This window comes from Streptococcus bouchesdurhonensis (assembly GCF_948472335.1).
The window spans coordinates 203,374-226,888 of sequence record NZ_CAOKTW010000001.1 but is presented as its reverse complement, the minus strand read 5'-3'; the positions used below and the strand labels follow the sequence as shown (position 1 = coordinate 226,888).

Here is a 23,515-nt window from a genome sequence, read left to right as displayed (position 1 = left end):
CTTAACTTTCTTTTTCTCCTAAAACCAGTGATTTAACGGGTTCAAAGCTGGTTCGGTGAATTGGGGTAACTCCTAGTTTTTCGAGTCCTTCCAGGTGTTTAGCTGTTCCATATCCTGCATTAGCAGCGAAATCATAGCCAGGGAACTGCTGGTCGAATTCCTTCATCAATTCATCACGTGTAACCTTGGCTACTATAGAAGCCGCTGCGATTGAAAGGGAATTAGCATCACCTTTGATGATGGAGATTTGTGAAATTGGTAAATCCAGTTTCATGGCATCTATCAAAAGGTGCTCAGGTTGAGGACTGAGCTGGGAGATTGCTTCCTTCATAGCTAGTTTGGTTGCTTCATAGATATTGACTTGGTCGATGACCTGATTATCCATGATACCAATGCCGATTGACAAAGCATGGTCTTGAACAGCTTGATAAATTTCTAAATGTTTCTTTTTAGGAATTTTTTTGCTGTCGTTGAGACCTCTAATCTTACAATTTTTAGGTAAGATGACGGCTGCAGCGACTACAGGCCCAGCCAGAGGACCACGACCAACCTCGTCAACACCTGCTATCAAGGTCAATCCTTGCTTGTAAAGTTCTTTTTCATAGGAAAGCATGGATTCCAAACGAAGATCCTCATCTAATTCTGATTGAATGGCTTTTTTACGCTTGCTGATTTCTTTTTGAACTCCAGAGCGATTATCCTTTTCAAGCTCTAAAAAAATAGGGCTTTCTAACTCCTTGACCGTTGCAAGGAGTTCTTTGATTTCTTTAATCGTCGCCATCGAGGTCTTCCAATGTATCTAAGGTATAGTTACCGAGTTTGCCGTCGCGGACTTCCTTCACGAAGAGACTGTAAAAGCGGTCATAGTCATCACGGAAACCGAGGGCACGGGTCATGTCCATAATAATAACAGGCGCTTCTTCCTCAATTTTCATTTGTTTAAAGCGTTCAGCCAACTTTTCTGGATAATGTTCTTTAAAATAATTGAGACCAAAAATAGTTACCTCATCCATAGGAAGCAACTGGTCTTTAATTGCTCCTGTTAGGGCTAGTTTCAAAGCTACGGTTTCGTCTTCGAACTTAGGCCAGAGAATCCCTGGTGTGTCTAGGATTTCAAGGTCTTTGTTGGTTTTGAGCCACTGTTGCCCCTTGGTAACACCTGGTTTATTGCCGACAACGGCAATTTTCTTACCAGCCAAACGGTTCATGAGAGTAGATTTACCAGCATTTGGAATCCCGATAATCATAGTACGCAAGGTTTCAATCTTGATACCACGTTCTTTCTGACGAGCAATCTTATCAGCCATGAGCTTCTTGGCCGCATCTGTTACAACTTTTACAGTCACTTGCTCTTTAGAGTTGATAGCCAGAGTCTGAATTCCTTGTGATTCAAAATACTGACGCCATTCCTTGGTTCTTGCTGGGTCAGCCAAATCCGCCTTGTTTAAAATCAAGAGTTTTGGTTTGTCACCAACAATCTTGGTCAACATAGGATTTTGACTAGATAGTGGTAAGCGTGCATCCACCAAAATCGTCACAAAATCAACAAATTTTAAATTTTCCTGAACCTGTCGACGCGCCTTAGACATGTGACCAGGAAACCATTGAATAGTAGCCATTGAGTTTTTTTTCCTTTCGTAGCAAGGGTTTAGAACCCCTATTTTATTTTACTATTGTCTAAACACCAAGCGAACACCAAAACTACCATGCAATGGAAAAACCTCTGATTTGATTCTCACTTGATTTCACAATCTTTATATCAAACTGTGGGTGGTATTTGACAATATCTTTTTTGATTTTTAATAGTAAATTTGAAACAATATTTTTAGGTGAGTAACGTGGACTAAGGTGTAACAAGTCTTTGAACTCATCAACACTTAATTCTACTTTATTGCTATTATCACTAGTTTCAATGAATTTTTCAATCATTCTGGAATATTTACAGGTATAACTTTTCAATTCTTCAAAATGGAAATTGTGATTTTCTACAAATTGATTTAAGGCTTTTACAGTATTTTCTTGTGAACGATTTATATTATGTGTATAGCCCATTGTTGTCTCAAAGTTAGCGTGTCCTACTCTAGTCATAATATCTTTCACTGCTATGTGCATCTCATTACTTTGAAGGTAACTAATATGCATATGCCTAAACGAATGGGGAGTAACATGTTTTACCCACTTAAAACCATAGTCACTTAAACAATTTGTCAATAATTTTCCTTCTATTCGTTTCAAAATTTGACGAAAAGTGCTTGATGTTATTGGAGAGCCATATTCTGTTCTAAATACACTTTCAGAATGTGTAAAAGCAGGACAGGGATGTTTCTTCATATAAGCATCAAACTCTTTATTTCTCTGTATTGTCCTTTTAATAGCTTCACTTGCAGCTTCAGGCAAAGCTACTTCTCTAATTGAATTGAGTGTTTTAGTTGTATCAAAATGAAATTGTTCAACTTTTAAACAGTGATATTGAAGTGCCTTATCAATATGCAAGACTCCTTTTTCAAAATCAATATCTGATGGTAAAAATGCTGCTTCACTAATTCGAATACCTGTAAGCAACAAAACTATAGCAAGATCATAATAGTTTGCATTTCTGCATTGGCGTAACACATCAAAAAATGCATGTAATTCATGGATTTCTAGAAATTTAGAATCATGTCTTTCTTTTGCTTTACGCCTTTTCTCTAGTGAAATATCTAGTTTTACCGCAGTCATTGGAGAAAACTTAATGACATTATATAACACACCATGATTAAAAATCTTATTACAAGTACTTTTTATATGAGTCATTGTTGAAGGCGATGCATCATACATTTCTAAATATTTATTGAGACTATTTTTCATCAGAAGTGGAGTAATCCTGTCTAACAAAAAATCATCTCCTATAATTTTCCCAAGACGCTTCATAACCAGTAGTTCTCTCTGAATTGTTTGTGGTTTAACAGAGACACACCAAGTCTGAAACCAATTTTCTTTTAACTCTCCAAATGTTGTAATCAGTTCAGGACTATACTGACTTTCAAATGAAGTAGTTAGTCTATCTATTTTATCAAGAACCTCTCTTTCAGCTTGTTTCCTCGCCCTACTAGTATTCTTAGTATAACTTACAGTTACTGATTTCCACTTTCCTGTTAGTGGATCTTTGTACTTTTCAACCACTTGATATAAGGGTTGCCCTTTTGAATTTGTTTTAGTTACATAATACATAATTTAATTCCTCTTAACTCTTAAAAAGAAATAAATCATTGTTGTATAGAATAAATAACTACCCTATATTATACCATGACTTCCTTATTTTGTCCGCTTTTGCTTCCATCTTAAGAAACTTTCAAATCCTTCTAGATTAATGAAAACAAGTTTATGGGTTGGGTTAATTACATACATGGAAAATGTTCTGTTTTCTCGCATTTCTTTAATCCATCTGTTCAATGTATATTGATTTAAACCATCCCATCTTTTTAGAATTCCTTTCTTATCGGCCCATTCTGCAATGGAATTTTCGACAGATATATATTTTATATTCATGTCATCATCCTTCCTAAAAAATATTTTCTCCTCCATGGCATGACTGATGAAGTCATCATAAGAATTTCACTTGCTGCTCTTTTACGGTGGCAGCCTGAACGGTCAGAAGTATCATTGTATATCATTTGTATCATGGCATATAAAGTATCGCTCTATTTTATTGATGGTTTTAATGTCGCTCTTATCATGGCGAGCCATTCAAAACTGCTCCACAAATGAGGAAAGTACCATTTTGGACTATTCAATTGTCAATGTGCTTTCTTAACCTACTACTTTTTGGAGTAATGGTCTTCTTTATTATCCACTCGACCTACAAGGTAGTCTAGACTCACCTTATAAAAATCTGCAAGTTTGATAAGGTCATTTATAGAGATTAACCTGCTACCAGCTTCCATTTTAGAATAAGCTGATCTTGTACAATTCAAAACGATTTTCGCAATATATTCTTGTGTCAAATCATCATCTTCACGTAAATCTCTAATCCTTTTCAACATTTGTTGTCTCCTAAAACAAGTATAATATAGTTATTTTCTTATTTTTAAATATGTGACAAATTGGCACATGAAACTATTCTATATATACTTTTTAGGAAACATATACTTATTTGGAAACTGTTTACTCTAAATGTATCTCATTTTCCTCAATAGATTTCATATTTTGTTTTTTCTTATATTTCTTTATTGTTTTATTAAACATTTCAAATAAATTTATTGCTTCTCTATGTTGTTCCTTCAGTGTTTCAATCTTTCCTTTATATATGTATAAATCCTTCTCTATTGTATCTAATGAACTTTTACCTTGAATACTATTTTCTAAATTGCTAGAACTATTTGTCGTATTATTCAACAATACTTCTTCTAAATTAGTTAAATCATCAATTTTATTTTGGACTTGTTCAATCATATTCTCTAGATATGATATTTGGGCAATGAAATCATTTGTTATATCTTCAAAATCATTCGGACTATTTTCCGCAGATATAAGAAAATCTAATTGTTCTATTTTTTCTTTAATTTTGCTAAGAGAAATTCTTCTATACATATACTGCGGTTCATACTGAAGATTAAATTGTCTAATCAAAGTTTTACCTTTCATAAAGCGATTTTTTTCTGCTGAATCTTTATGATATACATAGTAAGAACTAGTTTCTCTGAGAAATACTTTAACCTTTTCTTCTTCCATATTGATTTGAATATTTGGTACAAAAATAAGTCCTTCTTGTCGGATACCAAACTGTACCTTAATGTAAATTCCATCGTCTACTACTTCTTCTATTTGATTAAGATTCAACTCTACTTCAAACTCATGAACTGAATCCGTATTTCTCTTGAAATCTTGATAGGATTTCCATACCACCTCTTCTGTCGGCAACTCTTTTTCTTTAATTAGCTTTTCTTCATTGTAAAGTTCAACTAAATTTTTATTATCTAAGACAACAGTTTCATTTTTGTTATTAAAATAGTCTTGAAAATAACTAACACTATACCGATTCGTTTTTACCAATTCCTGCTCTGAAAGCTTTATCTCATCAAATTCAAATTGAACATGTTTTTCTTTCGGTATTATTTTTAATCCAAAAAATTCTGCTCGTTGAATCAATTCATTCATATTCTTCATTTTCGGAAGTAAAAATTCTAAGATATTTATGATTTCCCTTTGAACAAACTTTTTCTTAAAATACGTTTCATTATAAGGTTGTTTTCTACTCAATTTACTATCACGTACGACTTGCTTCATATTTGAATCAGTCATAAAAAAAGTAACATGCTTGTGTCTAAAATCAATTTTTAAATTTAAAGCTCTAGCTTTTTTCTTAAGATCTTCAAAATTTTTCGAGTTCTCGATTAGAAAATATACCCGTTGTTTTATTTCATATCTGTAATTTGTTTTTCGATAAACTTCATACTGACGATGCGAATAACGATTTTCTATAATTTTTGCCCCTGCAATTTTTGAAAGACGATCAGAAACCATTCGTAGATTATGTTCTGCTTTATAATCCCACATAAATTTTTTATCAGAATTCTTATCAATTGAATTTAGGATGATGTGATTGTGGATATGATCTTTATCGACATGAGTTGCCACGATAAATCGAAATCTACCTCCTGTCAACTCTTTAACTGTCTCATAACCAATCCGATTGATTTGTTCAGGAGTGAGATGGTCATCTGGAGAAAAGGACTGAATGATGTGATGAGAATGAATTTTTCGTTGATTTACTTCTTGCCTATCATGACGAAATTCATAAAGAGTATCATTACTTAAAAAATTATCATTGTACATCTTCACTAGTTCTTTATAACTAGGAAAATCTAAATAATTTCTCATACCAAAATCTGAAACTAGTGTTAGATTTTTTGTTTTACTTGGATTCAAAATATATTTGATTAGTTTACTACGATAATTTTTTCCATGAATCGCAAAGTGTTTAGTGATGACCATAAAATTTCCTCAATTTTTCAGATTGAATAAGAAAATCTTTCTCCACTTCTACTATTAACTCTTCTATACCTTTTCTCAATTCATTTAATTCAACTTCCGTTATTAAATTCGAATAATTTATGCTTCTGGCTATTTGATTAATATTATTTCCGATTCGTTTTAATTCAAAAATCAAATCTTGATAACTATTTGTATCAATGGTGATAAAATTCATACCAGGATTTAGTAGAGTTCGTCGAGCATATTCTGAGAATGATAAGCAGTTACTTTTTGAGATATTTTCATTCAATTTGACTAATTCTAGGTCAGATAAAAAGACTTTTTTTAAATTTGTTCTATATCGGTGCTCCACTCTACTACCTCATGTATTTGTTACGAAATTCTTCACTAAGAGGACTTGTATTTTCTACCTCTTTAATTAATTCCTGAATACAAGTTAACAAAATAGAAACATGTTCTTGAGTAACCTGATGATCGATTTTAGAAATGATTAAAACTTCATGAACATCGCGACAAATTTGTTCCAACTTTTGCTGTTTCCAAAGACTGAACCATTTTTCCATCTGTTTTTGTCCATCAGACAATAGTAAGCTTTTACGGAGAAAATCAGAAAAATTATCCTCTCCTTTCTCTCTCATTAAATCTAGTATTTGTTTTTCCTCCGTTTCTGTTAAACGAAATTGTTTCCGAATACTACGTATATCTCTTTTCATATGGCTTTCCCCCCTCATAGATACTTGTACTGACAATGTAAGCTTACAGACACCGTCAGTACGTTTTTCAAAATAGATTCAACGTTTTTGTAAGGCTTTGCGAGCTCAGATATTGTGTCCACAATATCCCAAAAATCATATCGCCAGCTGACTAAAACCTTTCAGTTGTGACAGCTAACGATAAGATAACTTGGTGGCTCCGCCCCAAACCCCTAGTTAAAATTTTTTAGGAATGATATAAGGATAACAGGGAAGATTTGGAAAAGATATCACCGCGTTGAATAGAAAGTAAAAAAAGAGAGCTGAATGCTCTCAATAAAACGGCTCTATACAAATTTGATTTTTTCTGGAGAACCAAGAGATGTAAATAGTATACTCTCTGTAAAGACATAGTTATGTTTAAAAATATAATCAATTAACATTCTAGTTGATTCTGGATAGTTTTTAAAATATTCTTTATAAGCTTCATCTCTATATATGACACTTTTCTCCATGACAGAACTATATGAGTTGTTATCATTATAGCTTGATTCTATACAATATTTTATAGCATATTGTGTCAAAATTTTTGGGTCTACTATATTTTTATCTCCCTTTTTATCTAAATATTCAATAATGGTATTAGTAGGTTCAGTAATATAATGCACTCTTCTAGCTTGCAAAATTATATCAGACCAATTTTTTACATATTCGGGTGGTACCTTACCTTCAAAATAATTTTTAAGATATCTAAAAATTGATTCTATTAAACTAAATGTATAGAACCCATCAACTGGGAAATATGTTGCTAATACTGACTGACTTCCTAACCCAAGAAACATATTTCCAATGTTTATATAGTGAGAGTCTAATACCTGAGTCTGACAGGCTCCCAATATAGTGATATCAGGTACCACCTTTATATTACTTACTAACTCAATCATATCAATTTCATCATCGCCAATATGAAGTTTACCAATCTGATCTGGTTGATTTCTACTCGCTTCAGGCATACTACCATGTCCATAATAAATAAAAAATGTTGCAAGATTTTCATTCATAATATGAATGAAATCAGTTTTGTTTGTAACTTCATGGTAATTAACACTATGTTTAGGAAAATACTTTTTTAATAGTTCTCCTAGTTTCTTTCCATTGCTATACAATATGTCATTATGGTTAAGAGTATTGATAATCAGAAAGGACACTGAATCTTTTGAAATTTCACTTGATAAGTTACATTTAGCTGAATTTACTAATATATTACCAGGAATAATTGGCAATCTGCTGATTGATTTTATTAAACCTAAAGGAGTATCTTTATATTTAACCCATTCAATTGGGGCATCTGTAATGAATTTTATATGCTTTCCATGTTTAACAATAATATCAATAAAGTCATCATCCAATGATAATTTAAGCTTCTCAGAAATATTATGATAATTATTATTAAACTTTTCTATCTCTGCTAAATCTGGTTGTTTTTTAATATTTTGTAGCATGTGTGAATACCACAAGGTAATATCCTTGGAAGGTAAGTTAGGCAAACGCACATACGGAGATTTTGTATCTAGAGCAAAATTAAGAGATAAGGAATCTAAGATTGAATTTTCAAGTCCTCTATCAGAAATTATCGGTAGCATCTTTTCAAAATCTTTACCAATTCCTATTCCATAATATCCTGAAAAATCATATATCTGCCGAAGAACTGATTTAGACAGTCGTAACTGAAAGTCTCTATTTACCAAATCAACACTTGTTTTATTTACCATCGGCAAAACAAAAACCATATCTGTTCGATAAGATATTTCATCAAATCTCTTAAAAAAATAATCTGATAAATCCAAAAAATATTTTTCTAAAATATCTAAATATAGGTTGTCTGTATTAATTGAATTATCCCAAATATTTATTATATCAACGAGAGAATCTCTTCCCTTTTCAAATTTTGCAAGATGTAGAATATATTTTTCTGTAATCAGGAGCTTTAAAAAGAATTTTATATCATTTATAGCATCTTCTTCAAATTTTTCTTTACTTTCACCATATATGAAAGGCTTTGGTTCTTGCATATTTTCATATATAGATAAGTATAAACCTCTATTACGATTAATTGCAATCTCTAAAGGTCTCAAATAGTTTTTAGAAGGTATACTGACTGCCTCAATTTTAGTTTTATCAGAGATTGTAACTTTCTGAGCTAACATCTTACTAGCATTATTGGTATTTTTTTCAACAATCAATTGTAGTTTGCTAATAGGAATATCTACTCCATCTGTTAAAAAAATCACAGGTAGTGTTGTTTCTTGGATTTGTTCAATAATAGGACAGTCTTTTAATTCTTCAGGAATGAAAACGCAGCCTAAAGGAGTTTGTTTAATTATATCTATAATACCCTCTGTATTCTTAATTAACAGCTCTATGTTTATATATTCCGTAATATAATTTTGTTCTTCAACAAATGAAGATAGAGGCCAAGGGATAATTAACTCTTTAAGATTTTTAGGAAAATGAGCAACTATATATCTTGATTGAGTATGTCTTGCAATATTTCTATTGAAACGATAGGAAAATGTATCTCTTTTTATAAAATTGGGAATACCATGATTATTTGTAGTTAAAAAATAACTTACAAATGGTATGTTTAAAAACTGTTCTGTCATAATATTTCCTTTACTTTATCTTCTTATAATCTATGATATCTTTTTGATTTACAAAATATAGGTTTCCCCTCGTACGTGTACACGCAACATAAAATTTACTTTTGGTTTGTGAAGAAAGTTCATTCAAGCGATCAGCTACGAATAATTTGTATGATGTTGGATTTAATACTACACAAACATTGTCATATTCAGAGCCTTTACTATCCCCCCAATTCTGACTCTTGCAATCATAATCATAAAATTTTTGATAAAAAAGTTTCATAATATTGTCATCTGTCATTATTGATTCTATTTTTTTCTGTGAATTGATAAGAGTAATTTTGGAAGAAAGCTTTTCTTCTCGCTGTGATAAAATTTCAATAGCTAAATTATCAACAATAAAGTCACAAACTATTTTGGGACAACGATAACTTTTTGACAAACTCGATAAATCAATTTCATATCCTGAATCAGAAATAACTTTTAACCAATTCTCAAAACTCGAATGGATCCCTTTTCCTTTATTACCTCGCCTTGAAGTACTAAAGGTTTTTTGATAAAAATCTCCAAATAAAAATACTTCTGCATTAAGATCACTTAAACTTAAAAGCCAATCAAAATCATCTGACTCAAAATCCTGACACTCATCTACATAAATACAATCAAAAAATTTATCAATTCTATCCAAATATGAATTATCAAATCTAATCTCTTTCCTCTTATAAATTAATGAACCCCTTAATAGAGATTTAGAAAGTTGATTCTGAACAATTCTTCCAGTATTATCTATAGTAGTGTTATCAAATTTCCCTTGAGGTTCATAATCAAAGTTTATTCCTTTTGGTCGTTTCCCTAAATATGGCACTAAGCAAAAACTATATAGAAACTCAAAGACACCAAAAATAAAAGTAGGCTCAGGGATAAAGCCAAATTTGTCAATCAACTTTTCTCTGATTGTATTCTGGTTCGTCTCTGTATACGTAAGTATAAGATTTCTTTTTTGAGGATTAATACTTTCAATTATTTTAGTTGTTTTGCCACTTCCAGCAACGGCATGAATTAATCTTTTATTATCCATTCAATCGCCTCTTCAATGTAATCAGGTATAATAAATTCGTCACTTCTATAATCAGTTTCCATTTTTTCTAGTAATCGCAATGCAAATTCAGTCTTCTCCCTAAGCATATATCCTAATAAATCTTTAGATTTAGTTAAACCAAAAGAATCTAACAAATCCTTGTTATTATTAAAAATACATAATTCAAATGTTCGATTAGCATTATCTAAATCAGAGAAAACTTTTATATTCTGGAATTGTTGATAATAACTATACTTTGACTGTACATTTCTTGCATAATCACGATCGTTATCCGTTATAACTGCTACTTTTTTATCAGTAAAGTTGGTTGCAATTTCTAAATACCTTTCAAAGCTTAATCCATCTACAGAGATAATTGATACATTAAGATCCTCAGGCCTTTTGGAATGAATCATTTCAAAAAATTTTTCCATTAAAATATATTCCGCATTCCCTTCAACAAGCATAATCTTCTTACCGAGAGAAAAATTTAATAAATTCTGATTAGTAGATTTTTGGAAAAATCGTATTGTATCTCTATTTAGTCTTTCAAGTTTAGATATCTGACCATTATCTAAGAAATGCAGATTATCTACCCCTAATCTTGAAGCAATCATATTTGAATGTGTTCCAATAAAGACTTGAACTCCAGTATTTGAATTAAACATATTAACTAATTTCTGGAGATTTTGGAAACTCAAATGATTTTCAGGCTCTTCAATAAGTAGTATTTTAACAGTTTCCTTGAGATGGCTATATACATTCTCTACCCCTAACAATACCTTTTCACCCTGCCCTAAATTTTTTATATCTACACCATTTTTTACAGCTGATACTGAATTTCTAAATGAATTTTCTGATTCGTCAAAATGAAGTTGGAATTCTGAAGCATTCTCCTTCATCAATTCATCTTTCCTTAAAGTCTCTAAAAATTTAAATGAATTTATCCTGTATTGATGATTAACTTTTGCTCTATTTTCAGCTGATATATTTTCTAAATACACCTCATGGATACGTTTTTGAATTTCTTGTTGTGTATCAATAAGACTTGTATTTATTATTGAGTGTAGGAACTTATACGGTTTATTATACGAGGAGTAGGGTTTCCCTGAAAATGTCAAAAATTCAACTCTATAGAACTCAAATGGAAAGACTGTCCAGTTACTATCATTTAAGACAGAAGTAATTTCAGATATATAATCTTGATTGGGAATTATTTTTAATGAAAGTCCAAAAGCTTTGATTTTTTGAGAGTTATGCTTTCCTTCAATATTGAAGTTAGAGGAAATTTCATCACATAATTCATCAAAATAAATTTCGACAAAGACCTCAGGGAGCTGATTGATATCCTTTGTTCCCATAAAATCTAAAATCGCTTCTTGATTAATGATACTAGCCAAACTACTTCTCTCAATCTGACTATGACTTCCACTCAGCACTAATCCAACTGCATACAATAAGGTCGACTTTCCTGCACCATTCTCTCCAACGAAAATGTTAACTTCTGAGTTACAAGTAAAATCAACTCTTTTATAACGTTTAAAATTTTGTAAAATTATCCTAGAAATCATACATATCTCCTAACATTGATTAGCATAACATGCTCAATAAAATTATATCACACTAGTGATAAATTGTACTTAATCACTACCTTTAACAACCCATAACTCCTTAAATATATCTCTTCCTTACATCTTGAAAAATTTTTGACATAATTGTTGCATAATAAAGTAACTGGAGTTTTATCTTATGTTTTCTAGTATTCATCTTAAAGAACGTAGAATATCCAATCTGAACTCTCTAATCTATTAAAAATCAATGGAGGTTCATACAACAAGTGGGAAATGAGGGAATCCGTTCCAAATCAAAAAAATCTTTCTACTCTTGCAAAAACACCTGATGTTCCAACAATCTATTTTGAATCGGAATACAGGATTATACCCTCTATCTTCAGTTTTCTTCAAAAAATTAAGATAAGGTTAATGAGTACTCAGGGGAATTACTTCAAACACAACAACCACATGATAAGGTTGTGACACGTTTTCCTGTAGAAGTGTTCTATGATGTTAATCTTTCTACTGGTCTTGGAGAAGCTCTCTTTGATGAATAGTGGGTGCTGCGCTCGAAAACTATCACCATCAATAATGATTCTATTGCCCTGAAACTCTTTGAGCTTGATACAATGGATAGTTTTCTTTCTAGTTCGCTAAGAAAGAAAACTACTGGATTTTGTCTCATTTTCTTTCCTCTCGTCAGTGTGTGAATATTGTAAGCTAAGGCACGGGCAAACTCCTCCTCACTATATCATAAAAACTCATAAAGCTACTATTTGATTTTCTGGTGTTTTCTAGTATGCTCTAAATACCATTCAAGTAGTCTCTGTAATGCTCCAGCTCTTCTAAAGTAGTCAACAGATAAATGTTGGTATTCACAATAGCAGACAAGTCTACACTCATCATTTCTCTCATCATCAAAGGGAATGTCTTGATAACGATAGAGACAAGATAGGAGACTTTGTTCCACATTTTTTGACAATCTCCATTTTTAAAGTCAATTCATAATCTTCAACTGGATTCAACATTTCTTCTTTCCCCACAATATCGACATAGGATACGTTGAACTTCTAGTAAATAGCATCTATCAGCTCAGTTGAAAGTGGACTTTTACCGTTCTAGTAACTACTAAGGCTATTACGTGAAATACCCCCAATTCATGAAAATTCTGGTTGTGTCATGTCATGTGTCTTTCGTAAAGATTTGATATGGTCTCCAATCAGGGCAATTTCTTTTTACTTGAAAATACTATCATATCATTTAGAATTTTAAAAAAGACTGATTCAAAATCATTAGAGGATATAGTTCTAAAATTGAAATTTTTCGTGCTAATCCTATGAAATCTCGATTTTCTAAAAAATTTGTACTTATTTTCTTCAGACTATATAAATATCTCGTTGTTGTAAGTTTGTAATTGACTCAAAAGTATTAGATATAATTTCAAAACGGTGTTTTAAGCTATAGTTGACCAATATCATAGTTTGCTATTTAATGTTAAGTAAAAATTCATTATACAATTCAAGCTACTGAAGATGAATTTATGGTATACTAGTGATAATAAATAGTTATCGGGAGGAAAGTTGAGAAATGACCAGTTGTTTTGTAGTTATGGGGTTTAATACTAAAAAAATTCCTAATACAAATATAGAAGTGGACTTGAATCAAGTCTATAATAATTTAATTAAGCCAACAATTTTAGAAAAAGAATTAGTTTCTGTTCATGGTAAAAACCACTTTAGAGCTGATGAAGTTTTCAGTACACAGAGTATAACGAAAACATTTATCGAAGGCATATTAAAAGCAGATATTGTAATTGCAGATATTACTACTTTAAACCAAAATGCTATCTATGAGTTAGGTCTACGTCATGCTATGAAACCTAAATCAACCATTATAATGTGTGATCATCACACAGCTAAGATTAGCTTTTTTGATATTGCACACTTACCTCAAATCAGATATGATTCTGATAAGTTAAACGAAGTGGATGAAGTTAACAAGATACAAAAACTGCTTTCTGACTATATTGATTCCGCTATAAAGTCAGATGAGACATTTACTGATAGTCCAGCCTTTGAATCTGATTTATACCGTGTAATAATTAACGATTTAATCGATAAAACTGAAATTCAAAGTGAAGAAGCATTAGACAAGTCAATAGCTGAACTTTATGATCAAGCCACGGAACTCAAGAATTTAGAAAAGTATCATGAGGCAGAAGAAATATTTCAGCAAATTTTAGAAAGTGGATTTATTGATGAAGAAATTTTGGCAGGCTATTTACTATCATCCTATAAGAAAAATGAATCTTCGATAGCAAATTTAAAAATGGCACAGCAAAAGATTAGTAAATATATAGATATAAATACCACAACGTATCATAAGTTATTAGGTATTTATGGAGCTATTTTCTTACGTATATTTTATATTACAAAGAATAGGAGTGATTTAATGTCTGCAATTAATTACTATAGGTTAGGCATGAATTTTGAAGATAGAAATATTTATTGTGCAAGAAATTACTGTGCTAACCTGTTAAAAATAGCCTTAGTTGAGAAAGATGTTGAAGTTTTAAAGGAGTTCTACTATACATCTGTTTATACAGCAAAAACTATTTTAGGATCTTTAGAAAAAATACATCGTAAATCTAGTGAATATGACGACATTTGGTTTCTTTCCAATCAAGAGGATCTAATGCTGATTTCAGGACTTCTTTCAAAACCTATTAATGATATTGAGGGTTTAACTGAACGACAGAAAAAAACAATTAATGAAGGTAGTATTGTGTTAAGTGAGGATCTCCAGAGGATTAAAACTGCAATTGTAAATGGTAATTAATAGTTTATTTCCCCTCCTTTGATAAAGTTATACTTATCATCAAGAAGGTTTTTCCATGCATGAAAACTTTTTTGAAACCCTTCTGATTTCAAGTACATTAATATATTTTCTTTTGTTTCTAATGAAAATTCAGGTGATGTTATAGAATATTCTCCCTTCTTTAAAATCCCTTCTTCAGTTAAATTTTCTTGAGGAATAGATAGCATTGGAAGATTATAAGTTAGCGCTAAAATCCCTTCAATATGACAATAAACACTTGTAACCCACTTATTCTTTAAGTGGGTCTCTTTGGATGCAAAGAAGTCTGGATTATCCTCAGCTCCCATTTTTCTAGTTCCACTAGAAATAAATGTCTGACCAAATGCAACAATTATAATTCCGTAACTCCTTTGTATCATCTCACTCAACGAATTCATGACTTCGTAAGGAGTATACTCAGCAGCTTGTAATGTTACACATTCAATATTGTGTCGTCTTAAAAATTTAATCAATTCTTTAATAAATAAATTTTGATTCTCTGTAAATGGATTAGGTCTGCTTAAAAATACTCTTATTTTTTTATTTGTCATATTCGCTATCTCCTACCGATAACTATTTATTATCACTATACAAAGCACTCAAATAGGTTTATAATAGCATGATTATTGATAAAGGAGATTTTTATGGATTATAAACTTATTTCTACTTACTTAGATTATTGCAAAACTCATAAGCGTTTGAGTTCACACACGATTCGCGCTTATAAGAATGATCTTATGCAATTTTATAACTCAGACTATGATAATGTCGAATCCTATATAGAACAGTTGACACGATCTAATATAAAAACGAATACATTAAGAAGAAAAATTGCTTGTATGAAGGTGTTTTATAACTATCTAAAATACCAGAACATAATTGAAGAGAATCCCTTCAATCAATTGCGCTTTCAATTTAGAACTGAAAAAGTATTGCCTAAAACGATTCCGTATGACATTCTGAAAAGCATTTTTATATATTTAGAACAGAAAGTAATTGTATCTAAAACTGACTATCAAAAACAACACGCTGAAAGAAATCTACTAATTATTTCACTTTTACTTTCAACAGGGATTAGAATTTCTGAACTTTGCCACATTCATCTCAAAGACATTAATCTGTCCAATAAGACACTCCATATTATAGGAAAGGGTAAGAAAGAACGTATCCTATTTTTAGGAGATCAAAAAACATTCAATTTATTAGAAACATATATAAATAAAACAAGAAATGAATCAAATGATTTCTTGTTCCCAGGGAAACATGCACTTAAACCGTTGTCAGAGCAAAGTGTACGTTTAGTAATAAAGAGAATTGTTGAACAAAATAACTTTTCTAGAACTATTACACCGCATATGTTTAGACATAGCTTTGCCACAATGCTTCTAGATAGTGATGTAGATATTCGATATATTCAACAAATTCTTGGACATAGTTCTATATCAATCACACAAATCTATACTCACGTATCTCATTCAAAACAAAAAGAAATACTTAGTTCTTTTAACCCCGTATCAGTAATTCATTCTGAAATCGAGTAAGAGACATTTCCAAAGTCTACAGTTCAGTTCATCTAAAATTAATTTTTGTAGTTCTACTTTAGTTAATAAATCTTATACTCAACAAAAGCAACAAACATACAAAACCTCACTTTGAATCAGCATTTATACTATATTCCGTATTAAAACTCCATAATTGTTTTCTAAAATGCTGTCTTCAAATATTCTTAAATATAATAAAAAGAGATTGATAAATGAACTTAGTTACTGTAAAAGCGAATCAAATCCTCCCATAATAAAATAAATTGAGAAATCTATTTCCTACTTAGGTAAATTTCTCAATTTATTTACTTATTTTATTTTGAAAATTTGGTAAAAAGATTATCTACATTGTTTCTCATAAATATCTAATGTGATCTATTTCCAGTAGGTTACTATACTTTTATGATCTTATACTTCATTTTTAGTATTTAAATGACTACTTATTATAAAAATTCCAGTAATAAATAAGGCGATTCCTAAACGAACAAAGTTAATCGATTGTTCTTCTCCTGTTTGGGGTAAATTTTTTACTTCCGATTCTATTTTTTTAAAATTAGTTGATGCTATAAAATCTGATTTATATTCATTAAATTTACTGTAAAGTAGTTCAGGATTCTCCTGATTTTTAACACCAACCACACTATCTTTAGAATTATCCTCTATATTTTCAATAGTCTTTCCAAAAGTATCTTGTGATTTAACTACAATCTTTTTCTGTAAATTTTCGTCAGATAGTGGAATATCTTTAGGGATTTGATTTGTAATTGTTTTATTTTTAACTGTATCCTCTTTAATATCCATAGTTTGCATTGAATTCTCTGGATTTATAATATTTTTATTATCATTTTCAAATTCTCTTTTCGGCTTCTCATCAGTTTTTCCAAAATAGAGATAATCGTAAAGTTGTTGTGCAGTTATTCCTCCACCAACCCAACCAGAAATAGTTTTACCATTTTTAAAATAAATAATTGTTGGCGTTCCAGGAATACCGATTGTTTTAAAAATGAACTCTTTAGCAGAATCATCAAAATCCTCACCATCTATATCGTAATATTCTAACTTTTTATCAATCAGCATATTAAACTCTTTCAATACTCCAGAAAATTCACGACAATGATAACATGTCCCTCTTCCAAAATATAAAGTATGTTCCGAATCTTCTGAAGTGAATATCTGACGAACTTCAGCAATACTAATTTTATTAAAATCAGATACATTTGAAGCGTATTCTTCAGATGTATCTGATTTCATATCTTCAGTTTCTTTCTTAATAATTTCTTTCGTAGATTGCTGAACGTTACTTTCATTTTCTCTATCGCTAGACTTTTGTTCAGTTAAAGATTCTCCAGTGGTTTCTGTAACAGCTGGTTCTAAATTTAAAGCTGATGGCACTGTATCAGAAAATTTTGTTTCAGCACTTTCAGCCAAAACAAGATTCGGACTAATGGTAACTAACGCTACGGTACTAACTAATAAAGATTGTAATAAATACTTCTTCATAATGTGGCTCCTTTTTGATTGATATTTTTATTTTACACATTTTAAAACTAAATTTTTAAGCAAATCCTAAAAGGTAGCTATATTATACTGAAATGGTTTTTTTCGCTCTGCAGAATAGAAACATCATTTGCTTTCAAAATAATGATTAACACAATCATATTTATTTGTTACAAAGATTTCTTAACTACCTCCTCTCTCAGGCTACATAAGCGTTCTATTTGTGTGTCCAATATTTTATGAACAATAGCCACATACTACCATCCTACCAAACAAATAATAAAAACAGACAATTCTACTTTCAATTGTGTACCCACCCTTTCGCTCCACTTCCATTATAGAATCATCCTGACTACTATAGGATTGACTGACTTCTCATGTTTCGTTGTTACTATGCTTTCAGCTATCATCAGAATCTCACCTCAATATATAAGTTGTACATCGTTCCTCATTACTCCCGTGATTTACATATACCTATTTGAACTTTAGAGTTCTGAAATCCCTCATCTACTATCCCTTCCTCTTCCTACTACCTCATGATTATCCTGCTTACGAGTAACTATTAAGCCCACCAGTAGCGGGTGCTCACGGAGAACTTATACCTCAGATGAGATACTTGACCTGCTCGTCGTACCCAAAAAATTAGGCTAGTCAAAAACTCATTTTTAGGAAAAATAATGTGAATCTCACTACAATAAAACGCATAATATCAAGATTCAATACCTGATAATATGCGTTTTTCTGATTTTAAAGACTTTTCCCAGCCTCTTTGATTATTATGTTGTACAAATTAGTTAAATTAAGATTATGAAATTTAACTAATTTGAAATGATTTTAATATCTTTTATATTCTCTAAAAACATCTCTGTAATACATCATAATACCTATTGTTTCACCATTGTATTCATCATGAATATTTATATGAATTGTTTCATCTTGTTAAAAGCTAGATGAGTTTATTATACTCATTTTTCCTTATATCGTTATCCCCAAAGAAATTAATCCTTGAGCTAGATTTTTACTCAATTGTCCATATGCTGCAATTTCTTTATAAAATGTTGCAGTCTTTGGACTCAATGATTTATGACTATGAATACTACTAACAGCTTGTTGGCGAAGAGCTTCTGCCAACTCCATGACAACTCTCTGCTCATTTTTTGTATTCTCTAATCGAGTTTTATAATGTAATAAAATATCTCGTTCGTTTTGACGAATCTCTGGATCTAAAATCAAATTATAAACCTTGTTGAGAATTTCTTCTGTTTTTTTATTCATGAATCATCCTCTATACCCTCTTATTATTATCTAGGTCTGTTCCCACCTGCTCCTGCTATTGCCATAGCCATTTGTGATACAACACCATTTACTACAGATTCAACATTAATTTAACAATTACCAAAGTTCCAATTCGATTGCGTATATCGATAACCATCCCTACAAATAATGTTATCTGAAATATATCTAAATGGTGCATACCATCCATATGGAATACCTCCTAGTACTTGATAATTTTATTGTGTCAAAAAAATACAAATATTATAAAATTTAAAAATCTGAAATGATTTGAATATTTTTTATACTCTCTAAAAATACCTCTGTAATACATAGTAATACCTAATATAGCAATAAACTTATGAATAATAGTATTTGATTCGAATAAAATTTTTAGGACTAAAACCGTCATTATAAAACTAATTACGCATATCAAATAACGCTTCATTTGAACCTCAACTTTCTATATCGTAGAAAAAAGATCCAGTTCCTTCACAAAAGGCTATGATAGCTTCACCAAGTTCTATTATACAAATCCCAAAAAGTCTTGAAAACGTCCAGAATGATTATAATCTGATTCCCCAAAATATGATCTAGACACAATTACTTAATATCATTCTGCATTACTAGTTTAATTTGATACAGTGCAAATCGAAAAATTATTAGCAATAATAAAAAGCCATTTCCAAAAAATAAGAAATACATTGCTAAATCACTCTTTAAATAGTATAGAAACCAAATAAGCATCCAAAGTATGCTCATTTTTATAAAGATATTACTTACTATCCATTCAATCTTTAGCAAGAGATGATTAACTACATTCATTATAACATTCTCCATATTTCCATCCTCATCATATCTATAGCTCAATCACTTTACTACTACGTCTCAAAATAATTTATTATTATATACTGTAAGTAAAACGCTAACACTGTACTGACCCCCAAAGTTAGACAGAAAAATCTAACTTTTGGGGGCCAGTACACACATTCAAATATTAAGTTTGGTAGCATTTTATTTTGAAGACAAAATATCAATCAATTCTAATCAATGCAAAACAAATATTCTTCCCGCACAAGAATTCTATTTATGAACCGAATACATAACCCCAAAATCCACCATAGATTGCTCCACCAACAGCGCATGCTGCAATGACATACGGACCAGCAGGAGCACAAGACATCGCCGCTTCTACAGCACCTGCCGCCCCCGCAAGAACAGCCTCTCCCTCACGTTGTCCTCCACCTAAAACACAGGACAATTCTTCATTTTTTAACTCCATAAAGTGAATATTTAATTTATTCATACGTAACCTCATTTCTTTTTTGAAATATGTAATTCGATATTATTTGAGCAAATAATGTATCCTACTGTGAATAATACTACAAATATATGAGTATAAAATAATACAGAAAATGACTTATAGCCATCTATAACAACAAAGATAATTGATAGTAGTAATAGAAAAAAAGTAGGTGCTGAAATCTTTTTAATAAATTGCTTGTATCGATTAAAGCATAGTTCAGAACTAATGTTTCCTCTCTTCTTATTATGCGTTAATAAGTGAATCAGCAACTCAAAAAACACACTACCTACAGAAAGAACTAAAACTTCGCTTATTGTAACATTTAGAACTATTCCAAGCGCACCTATTATAAAAAAAGACGTAAAAAGAGCTAAAATTAGCCTAAATTCCCCACTTTTCATTAACTACCCCCTTTTCTATAAAGATCTAGCGAGAGCCCATATACCTGTGCAATATTGTGCTCCTAAAATACCTCCAGCCCAAGTTCCAGCTCCTGGTGCAACCAAACTACCAATCGCTGCTCCTGCTAATGTGCAAATTCCTGTCGCCCGAGCAACTTCCCCTGCACTAACTGTTCCTCCCTCAATGCTAGCCAGCATTTCGGTATTCAAAATATTAAATTGAATCGGTGTCTTTGTTTCCATGAGGAATACCTCCATATTAATTTTTATTATTTTTGTCGGATTGCAATCTTGACATTTTTAGTATATCAGAATAAAGACTGGTTTTTTCGCGAAGTCTTTAAATGTACGATTTTCATCACGAAACGTATTTTTTCATGATTTGTAACCATTTATGATTAAAAATATGCCGTTAACAAAATGGTGTTAACTAATTTTCAAACCCCAAAATACCATTCAAGATATTATATGCTCCATTTAAGATTTGAGCACTTTTTCTACCTATTTTTTGTCATAATAGTCTTGTAAATAACAAGAAAGGATTTGAAAAATGACATCTTACAAACGGACCTTTGTCCCTCAAATCGACGCTAGGGACTGTGGAGTCGCCGCTTTAGCGTCTATTTCAAAGTTTTATGGTTCTGACTATTCCTTAGCTCATTTGCGAGAACTAGCTAAAACAAATAAAGAAGGAACGACCGCTCTTGGTATCGTCAAAGCAGCCAAAGAAATGAGTTTTGAAACAAGAGCCATCCAAGCGGATATGAGCCTCTTTGAAATGGAAGACATACCATATCCTTTTATCGTTCATGTTAATAAAGAGGGTAAACTACAACACTACTACGTTGTCTATAAAAATATAAAAGACCATCTTATCATTGGTGATTCTGACCCTACTGTCAAAGTAACAAAAATGACCAAGGAGAGATTTGCTTCTGAATGGACAGGTGTAGCTATCTTTCTGGCTCCAGCTCCCAGCTATAAACCTCATAAGGATAAAAAAAATGGATTGATGAGCTTTCTCCCCTTAATTTTCAGGCAACGCTCACTTATTTTTTATATCGTGTTAGCTAGTCTCTTGGTGACCCTTATCAATATCGGTGGCTCTTACTACCTTCAAGGAATTTTAGATGAATACATCCCTAATCAGATGAAATCAACCCTAGGTATTATCTCCATTGGCCTGATTATCACCTATATCCTGCAACAGATGATGAGTTTCTCACGAGATTACCTTTTAACCGTACTTAGTCAACGATTAAGTATTGATGTTATTCTTTCTTACATTCGCCACATTTTTGAACTCCCCATGTCTTTCTTTGCGACACGGCGAACTGGTGAGGTCATCTCTCGTTTTACAGATGCCAATTCAATCATTGATGCTCTAGCTTCGACGATTTTGTCACTCTTTCTTGATGTCTCTATCTTGATCATTATTGGTAGTGTACTCTTGGTACAAAACACCAACCTCTTCCTTCTCTCACTGATTTCAGTTCCTATTTACATCATCATTATTTTTGCTTTTATGAAGCCCTTTGAAAAGATGAATAATGATGTCATGCAGAGCAATTCCATGGTAAGCTCTGCTATTATTGAAGATATCAATGGTATAGAAACCATCAAATCCCTAACTAGTGAAGAAACTCGATACCAGAAGATTGATAGCGAGTTTGTGGATTATTTGGACAAATCTTTCAAACTCAGTAAATATTCTATCCTACAGAGCAGCCTTAAACAAGGAGCTCAACTCATACTGAATATTGTTATTTTGTGGTTTGGTGCTCAGATAGTTATGACAGGTAAAATTTCCATTGGACAATTGATTACGTTTAACACACTCTTATCTTACTTTACTAATCCCTTGGAAAATATCATTAACCTCCAAACAAAACTTCAGTCTGCAAAGGTAGCCAACAATCGTCTTAATGAAGTTTACTTAGTCGAATCTGAGTTCAAAAACACTCAGACCTTAACCGATACACAGTTTCTGGCTGGTGATATTTGTTTTGAAGACATTTCATATAAATATGGTTTTGGACGCGACACCCTAAATAACATAAATCTAACAATCAAACAAGGTGATAAGGTCAGTATAGTGGGAATTAGCGGATCAGGGAAAACGACCTTGGCTAAAATGATTGTCAACTTCTTTGAACCTTACAAGGGACGAATCACTATGAACAACAATGATCTCAAAATGATTGATAAAAAGGTTCTTCGACAACACATCAACTACCTACCTCAACAAGCTTATATTTTTAGTGGATCAATCTTAGAAAACCTGACCTTGGGAGCTAATCAAATGATTAGTCAAGAAGATATTATCAAAGCCTGTGAGATAGCAGAAATTCGCCAAGACATCGAACAAATGCCTATGGGATACCAAACAGAACTATCAGATGGAGCTGGATTATCAGGTGGTCAAAAACAACGGATTGCTTTGGCTAGAGCCTTACTGACTAAAGCTCATGTTCTTATTCTTGATGAAGCAACCAGCGGACTTGATGTTTTAACTGAAAAAAAGGTTATTGAAAATTTGATGGCCATGACTGACAAGACCATCATCTTTGTTGCCCATCGTCTTAGTATATCTGAACGAACTAATCAAGTCATTGTCCTTAACCAAGGGAAAGTTATAGAGACTGGTTCTCATCAAGAATTGATGACCAAACAAGGTTTCTATCATTATCTATTTAGCAAATAA

General features: G+C 31.6%; 20 protein-coding genes and 1 pseudogene. 3 read left to right on the top strand and 18 right to left on the bottom strand.

Annotated elements, in window-relative coordinates; all coding sequences use genetic code 11:
- Position 1: 1 nt before the first annotated feature.
- The 12 genes and pseudogenes from QMQ21_RS01105 to QMQ21_RS01050 all read right to left on the bottom strand — a co-directional run bounded on the left by QMQ21_RS01105 (position 2) and on the right by QMQ21_RS01050 (position 13,086).
- Positions 2 to 781 (bottom strand): ribonuclease HII, encoded by a 780-nt coding sequence (locus tag QMQ21_RS01105; protein ID WP_153219527.1) that lies wholly within the window; start codon positions 779 to 781, stop codon positions 2 to 4.
- A complete protein-coding gene (gene ylqF, locus QMQ21_RS01100) occupies positions 768 to 1,619 on the bottom strand; it encodes a ribosome biogenesis GTPase YlqF (RefSeq protein WP_261813757.1) in 852 nt (283 codons plus the stop codon). Before ylqF ends, QMQ21_RS01105 begins: the two co-directional genes overlap by 14 nt.
- Positions 1,620 to 1,701: 82 nt before the next feature.
- The gene (locus QMQ21_RS01095; RefSeq protein WP_084946540.1) at positions 1,702 to 3,210 is read right to left on the bottom strand and encodes a tyrosine-type recombinase/integrase; all 1,509 of its coding nucleotides are present in this window, start codon (positions 3,208 to 3,210) and stop codon (positions 1,702 to 1,704) included.
- Positions 3,211 to 3,294: 84 nt separating this feature from the next.
- Positions 3,295 to 3,528 carry a hypothetical protein gene (locus tag QMQ21_RS01090; protein ID WP_001022845.1) on the bottom strand — a complete coding sequence of 78 codons (234 nt, stop codon included), beginning with the start codon at positions 3,526 to 3,528 and terminating at the stop codon, positions 3,295 to 3,297.
- A gap of 269 nt (positions 3,529 to 3,797) precedes the next feature.
- Positions 3,798 to 4,022 carry a helix-turn-helix domain-containing protein gene (locus tag QMQ21_RS01085; protein WP_004261340.1) on the bottom strand — a complete coding sequence of 75 codons (225 nt, stop codon included), beginning with the start codon at positions 4,020 to 4,022 and terminating at the stop codon, positions 3,798 to 3,800.
- Between the two features lie 121 nt (positions 4,023 to 4,143).
- A complete protein-coding gene (locus QMQ21_RS01080; protein WP_261813756.1) occupies positions 4,144 to 5,973 on the bottom strand; it encodes an SAG1250 family conjugative relaxase in 1,830 nt (609 codons plus the stop codon).
- Entirely contained in the window at positions 5,960 to 6,325 is a 366-nt protein-coding gene (locus tag QMQ21_RS01075) for a MobC family plasmid mobilization relaxosome protein (protein WP_261249912.1), read from the bottom strand. The genes QMQ21_RS01080 and QMQ21_RS01075 overlap by 14 nt, the downstream gene beginning before the upstream one ends.
- A 4-nt stretch (positions 6,326 to 6,329) precedes the next feature.
- Positions 6,330 to 6,686 carry an SAG1252 family conjugative relaxosome accessory protein gene (locus tag QMQ21_RS01070; protein ID WP_261813755.1) on the bottom strand — a complete coding sequence of 119 codons (357 nt, stop codon included), beginning with the start codon at positions 6,684 to 6,686 and terminating at the stop codon, positions 6,330 to 6,332.
- A 326-nt stretch (positions 6,687 to 7,012) separates the two neighbouring features.
- The gene (locus tag QMQ21_RS01065; RefSeq protein ID WP_084946444.1) at positions 7,013 to 9,328 is read right to left on the bottom strand and encodes a hypothetical protein; all 2,316 of its coding nucleotides are present in this window, start codon (positions 9,326 to 9,328) and stop codon (positions 7,013 to 7,015) included.
- A gap of 10 nt (positions 9,329 to 9,338) precedes the next feature.
- Entirely contained in the window at positions 9,339 to 10,385 is a 1,047-nt protein-coding gene (locus tag QMQ21_RS01060; RefSeq protein WP_084946445.1) for a DEAD/DEAH box helicase, read from the bottom strand.
- Positions 10,367 to 11,956, bottom strand: coding sequence for an ATP-dependent nuclease (locus tag QMQ21_RS01055; RefSeq protein ID WP_084946446.1), 1,590 nt, complete (start codon positions 11,954 to 11,956; stop codon positions 10,367 to 10,369). The genes QMQ21_RS01060 and QMQ21_RS01055 overlap by 19 nt, the downstream gene beginning before the upstream one ends.
- 786 nt (positions 11,957 to 12,742) lie before the next feature.
- Positions 12,743 to 13,086, bottom strand: a pseudogene (locus tag QMQ21_RS01050) (XRE family transcriptional regulator).
- Positions 13,087 to 13,525: 439 nt separating this feature from the next.
- On the opposite strand from QMQ21_RS01050, the gene QMQ21_RS01045 reads away from it, so the two are divergent.
- Positions 13,526 to 14,776: a hypothetical protein gene (locus tag QMQ21_RS01045; protein WP_084946448.1), complete on the top strand. Its 1,251-nt coding sequence runs from the start codon at positions 13,526 to 13,528 to the stop codon at positions 14,774 to 14,776.
- Here the strand turns inward: QMQ21_RS01045 and QMQ21_RS01040 are convergent.
- Complete coding sequence (locus QMQ21_RS01040; RefSeq protein WP_084946447.1) at positions 14,773 to 15,345, bottom strand: hypothetical protein; 573 nt, start codon at positions 15,343 to 15,345, stop codon at positions 14,773 to 14,775. The genes QMQ21_RS01045 and QMQ21_RS01040 overlap by 4 nt on opposite strands.
- 93 nt (positions 15,346 to 15,438) lie before the next feature.
- On the opposite strand from QMQ21_RS01040, the gene QMQ21_RS01035 reads away from it, so the two are divergent.
- On the top strand, positions 15,439 to 16,335 hold the full coding sequence (locus QMQ21_RS01035; protein WP_084946449.1) for a tyrosine-type recombinase/integrase: 897 nt from the start codon (positions 15,439 to 15,441) through the stop codon (positions 16,333 to 16,335).
- Between the two features lie 408 nt (positions 16,336 to 16,743).
- Here QMQ21_RS01035 and QMQ21_RS01030 read toward each other — a convergent pair whose 3' ends face one another.
- From QMQ21_RS01030 to QMQ21_RS01010, 5 genes are all read right to left on the bottom strand, one after another.
- Positions 16,744 to 17,835: a DUF6568 family protein gene (locus QMQ21_RS01030; protein WP_261813753.1), complete on the bottom strand. Its 1,092-nt coding sequence runs from the start codon at positions 17,833 to 17,835 to the stop codon at positions 16,744 to 16,746.
- A 972-nt stretch (positions 17,836 to 18,807) separates the two neighbouring features.
- A complete protein-coding gene (locus tag QMQ21_RS01025; RefSeq protein WP_001036521.1) occupies positions 18,808 to 19,107 on the bottom strand; it encodes a bacteriocin immunity family protein in 300 nt (99 codons plus the stop codon).
- A gap of 1,084 nt (positions 19,108 to 20,191) precedes the next feature.
- A complete protein-coding gene (locus tag QMQ21_RS01020; RefSeq protein ID WP_228114018.1) occupies positions 20,192 to 20,422 on the bottom strand; it encodes a Blp family class II bacteriocin in 231 nt (76 codons plus the stop codon).
- Positions 20,419 to 20,811 carry a hypothetical protein gene (locus tag QMQ21_RS01015; protein ID WP_084946451.1) on the bottom strand — a complete coding sequence of 131 codons (393 nt, stop codon included), beginning with the start codon at positions 20,809 to 20,811 and terminating at the stop codon, positions 20,419 to 20,421. The genes QMQ21_RS01020 and QMQ21_RS01015 overlap by 4 nt, the downstream gene beginning before the upstream one ends.
- A 15-nt stretch (positions 20,812 to 20,826) precedes the next feature.
- Positions 20,827 to 21,054, bottom strand: a complete 228-nt coding sequence (locus QMQ21_RS01010; RefSeq protein WP_084946452.1) for a bacteriocin class II family protein — start codon at positions 21,052 to 21,054, stop codon at positions 20,827 to 20,829.
- Between the two features lie 307 nt (positions 21,055 to 21,361).
- Between QMQ21_RS01010 and QMQ21_RS01005 the strand changes: the two genes are divergently transcribed.
- Entirely contained in the window at positions 21,362 to 23,515 is a 2,154-nt protein-coding gene (locus QMQ21_RS01005; RefSeq protein ID WP_261813752.1) for a peptide cleavage/export ABC transporter, read from the top strand.

Excerpts from the sequence above, each read along its gene's own strand:
- QMQ21_RS01105 (WP_153219527.1), bottom strand. The coding sequence starts at position 781 with ATGGCGACGATTAAAGAAATCAAAGAACTCCTTGCAACGGTCAAGGAG.
- ylqF (WP_261813757.1), bottom strand. The coding sequence starts at position 1,619 with ATGGCTACTATTCAATGGTTTCCTGGTCACATGTCTAAGGCGCGTCGA.
- QMQ21_RS01095 (WP_084946540.1), bottom strand. The coding sequence starts at position 3,210 with ATGTATTATGTAACTAAAACAAATTCAAAAGGGCAACCCTTATATCAA.
- QMQ21_RS01090 (WP_001022845.1), bottom strand. The coding sequence starts at position 3,528 with ATGAATATAAAATATATATCTGTCGAAAATTCCATTGCAGAATGGGCC.
- QMQ21_RS01085 (WP_004261340.1), bottom strand. The coding sequence starts at position 4,022 with ATGTTGAAAAGGATTAGAGATTTACGTGAAGATGATGATTTGACACAA.
- QMQ21_RS01080 (WP_261813756.1), bottom strand. The coding sequence starts at position 5,973 with ATGGTCATCACTAAACACTTTGCGATTCATGGAAAAAATTATCGTAGT.
- QMQ21_RS01070 (WP_261813755.1), bottom strand. The coding sequence starts at position 6,686 with ATGAAAAGAGATATACGTAGTATTCGGAAACAATTTCGTTTAACAGAA.
- QMQ21_RS01065 (WP_084946444.1), bottom strand. The coding sequence starts at position 9,328 with ATGACAGAACAGTTTTTAAACATACCATTTGTAAGTTATTTTTTAACT.
- QMQ21_RS01060 (WP_084946445.1), bottom strand. The coding sequence starts at position 10,385 with ATGGATAATAAAAGATTAATTCATGCCGTTGCTGGAAGTGGCAAAACA.
- QMQ21_RS01055 (WP_084946446.1), bottom strand. The coding sequence starts at position 11,956 with ATGATTTCTAGGATAATTTTACAAAATTTTAAACGTTATAAAAGAGTT.
- QMQ21_RS01045 (WP_084946448.1), top strand. The coding sequence starts at position 13,526 with ATGACCAGTTGTTTTGTAGTTATGGGGTTTAATACTAAAAAAATTCCT.
- QMQ21_RS01040 (WP_084946447.1), bottom strand. The coding sequence starts at position 15,345 with ATGACAAATAAAAAAATAAGAGTATTTTTAAGCAGACCTAATCCATTT.
- QMQ21_RS01035 (WP_084946449.1), top strand. The coding sequence starts at position 15,439 with ATGGATTATAAACTTATTTCTACTTACTTAGATTATTGCAAAACTCAT.
- QMQ21_RS01030 (WP_261813753.1), bottom strand. The coding sequence starts at position 17,835 with ATGAAGAAGTATTTATTACAATCTTTATTAGTTAGTACCGTAGCGTTA.
- QMQ21_RS01025 (WP_001036521.1), bottom strand. The coding sequence starts at position 19,107 with ATGAATAAAAAAACAGAAGAAATTCTCAACAAGGTTTATAATTTGATT.
- QMQ21_RS01020 (WP_228114018.1), bottom strand. The coding sequence starts at position 20,422 with ATGAGGTTACGTATGAATAAATTAAATATTCACTTTATGGAGTTAAAA.
- QMQ21_RS01015 (WP_084946451.1), bottom strand. The coding sequence starts at position 20,811 with ATGAAAAGTGGGGAATTTAGGCTAATTTTAGCTCTTTTTACGTCTTTT.
- QMQ21_RS01010 (WP_084946452.1), bottom strand. The coding sequence starts at position 21,054 with ATGGAAACAAAGACACCGATTCAATTTAATATTTTGAATACCGAAATG.
- QMQ21_RS01005 (WP_261813752.1), top strand. The coding sequence starts at position 21,362 with ATGACATCTTACAAACGGACCTTTGTCCCTCAAATCGACGCTAGGGAC.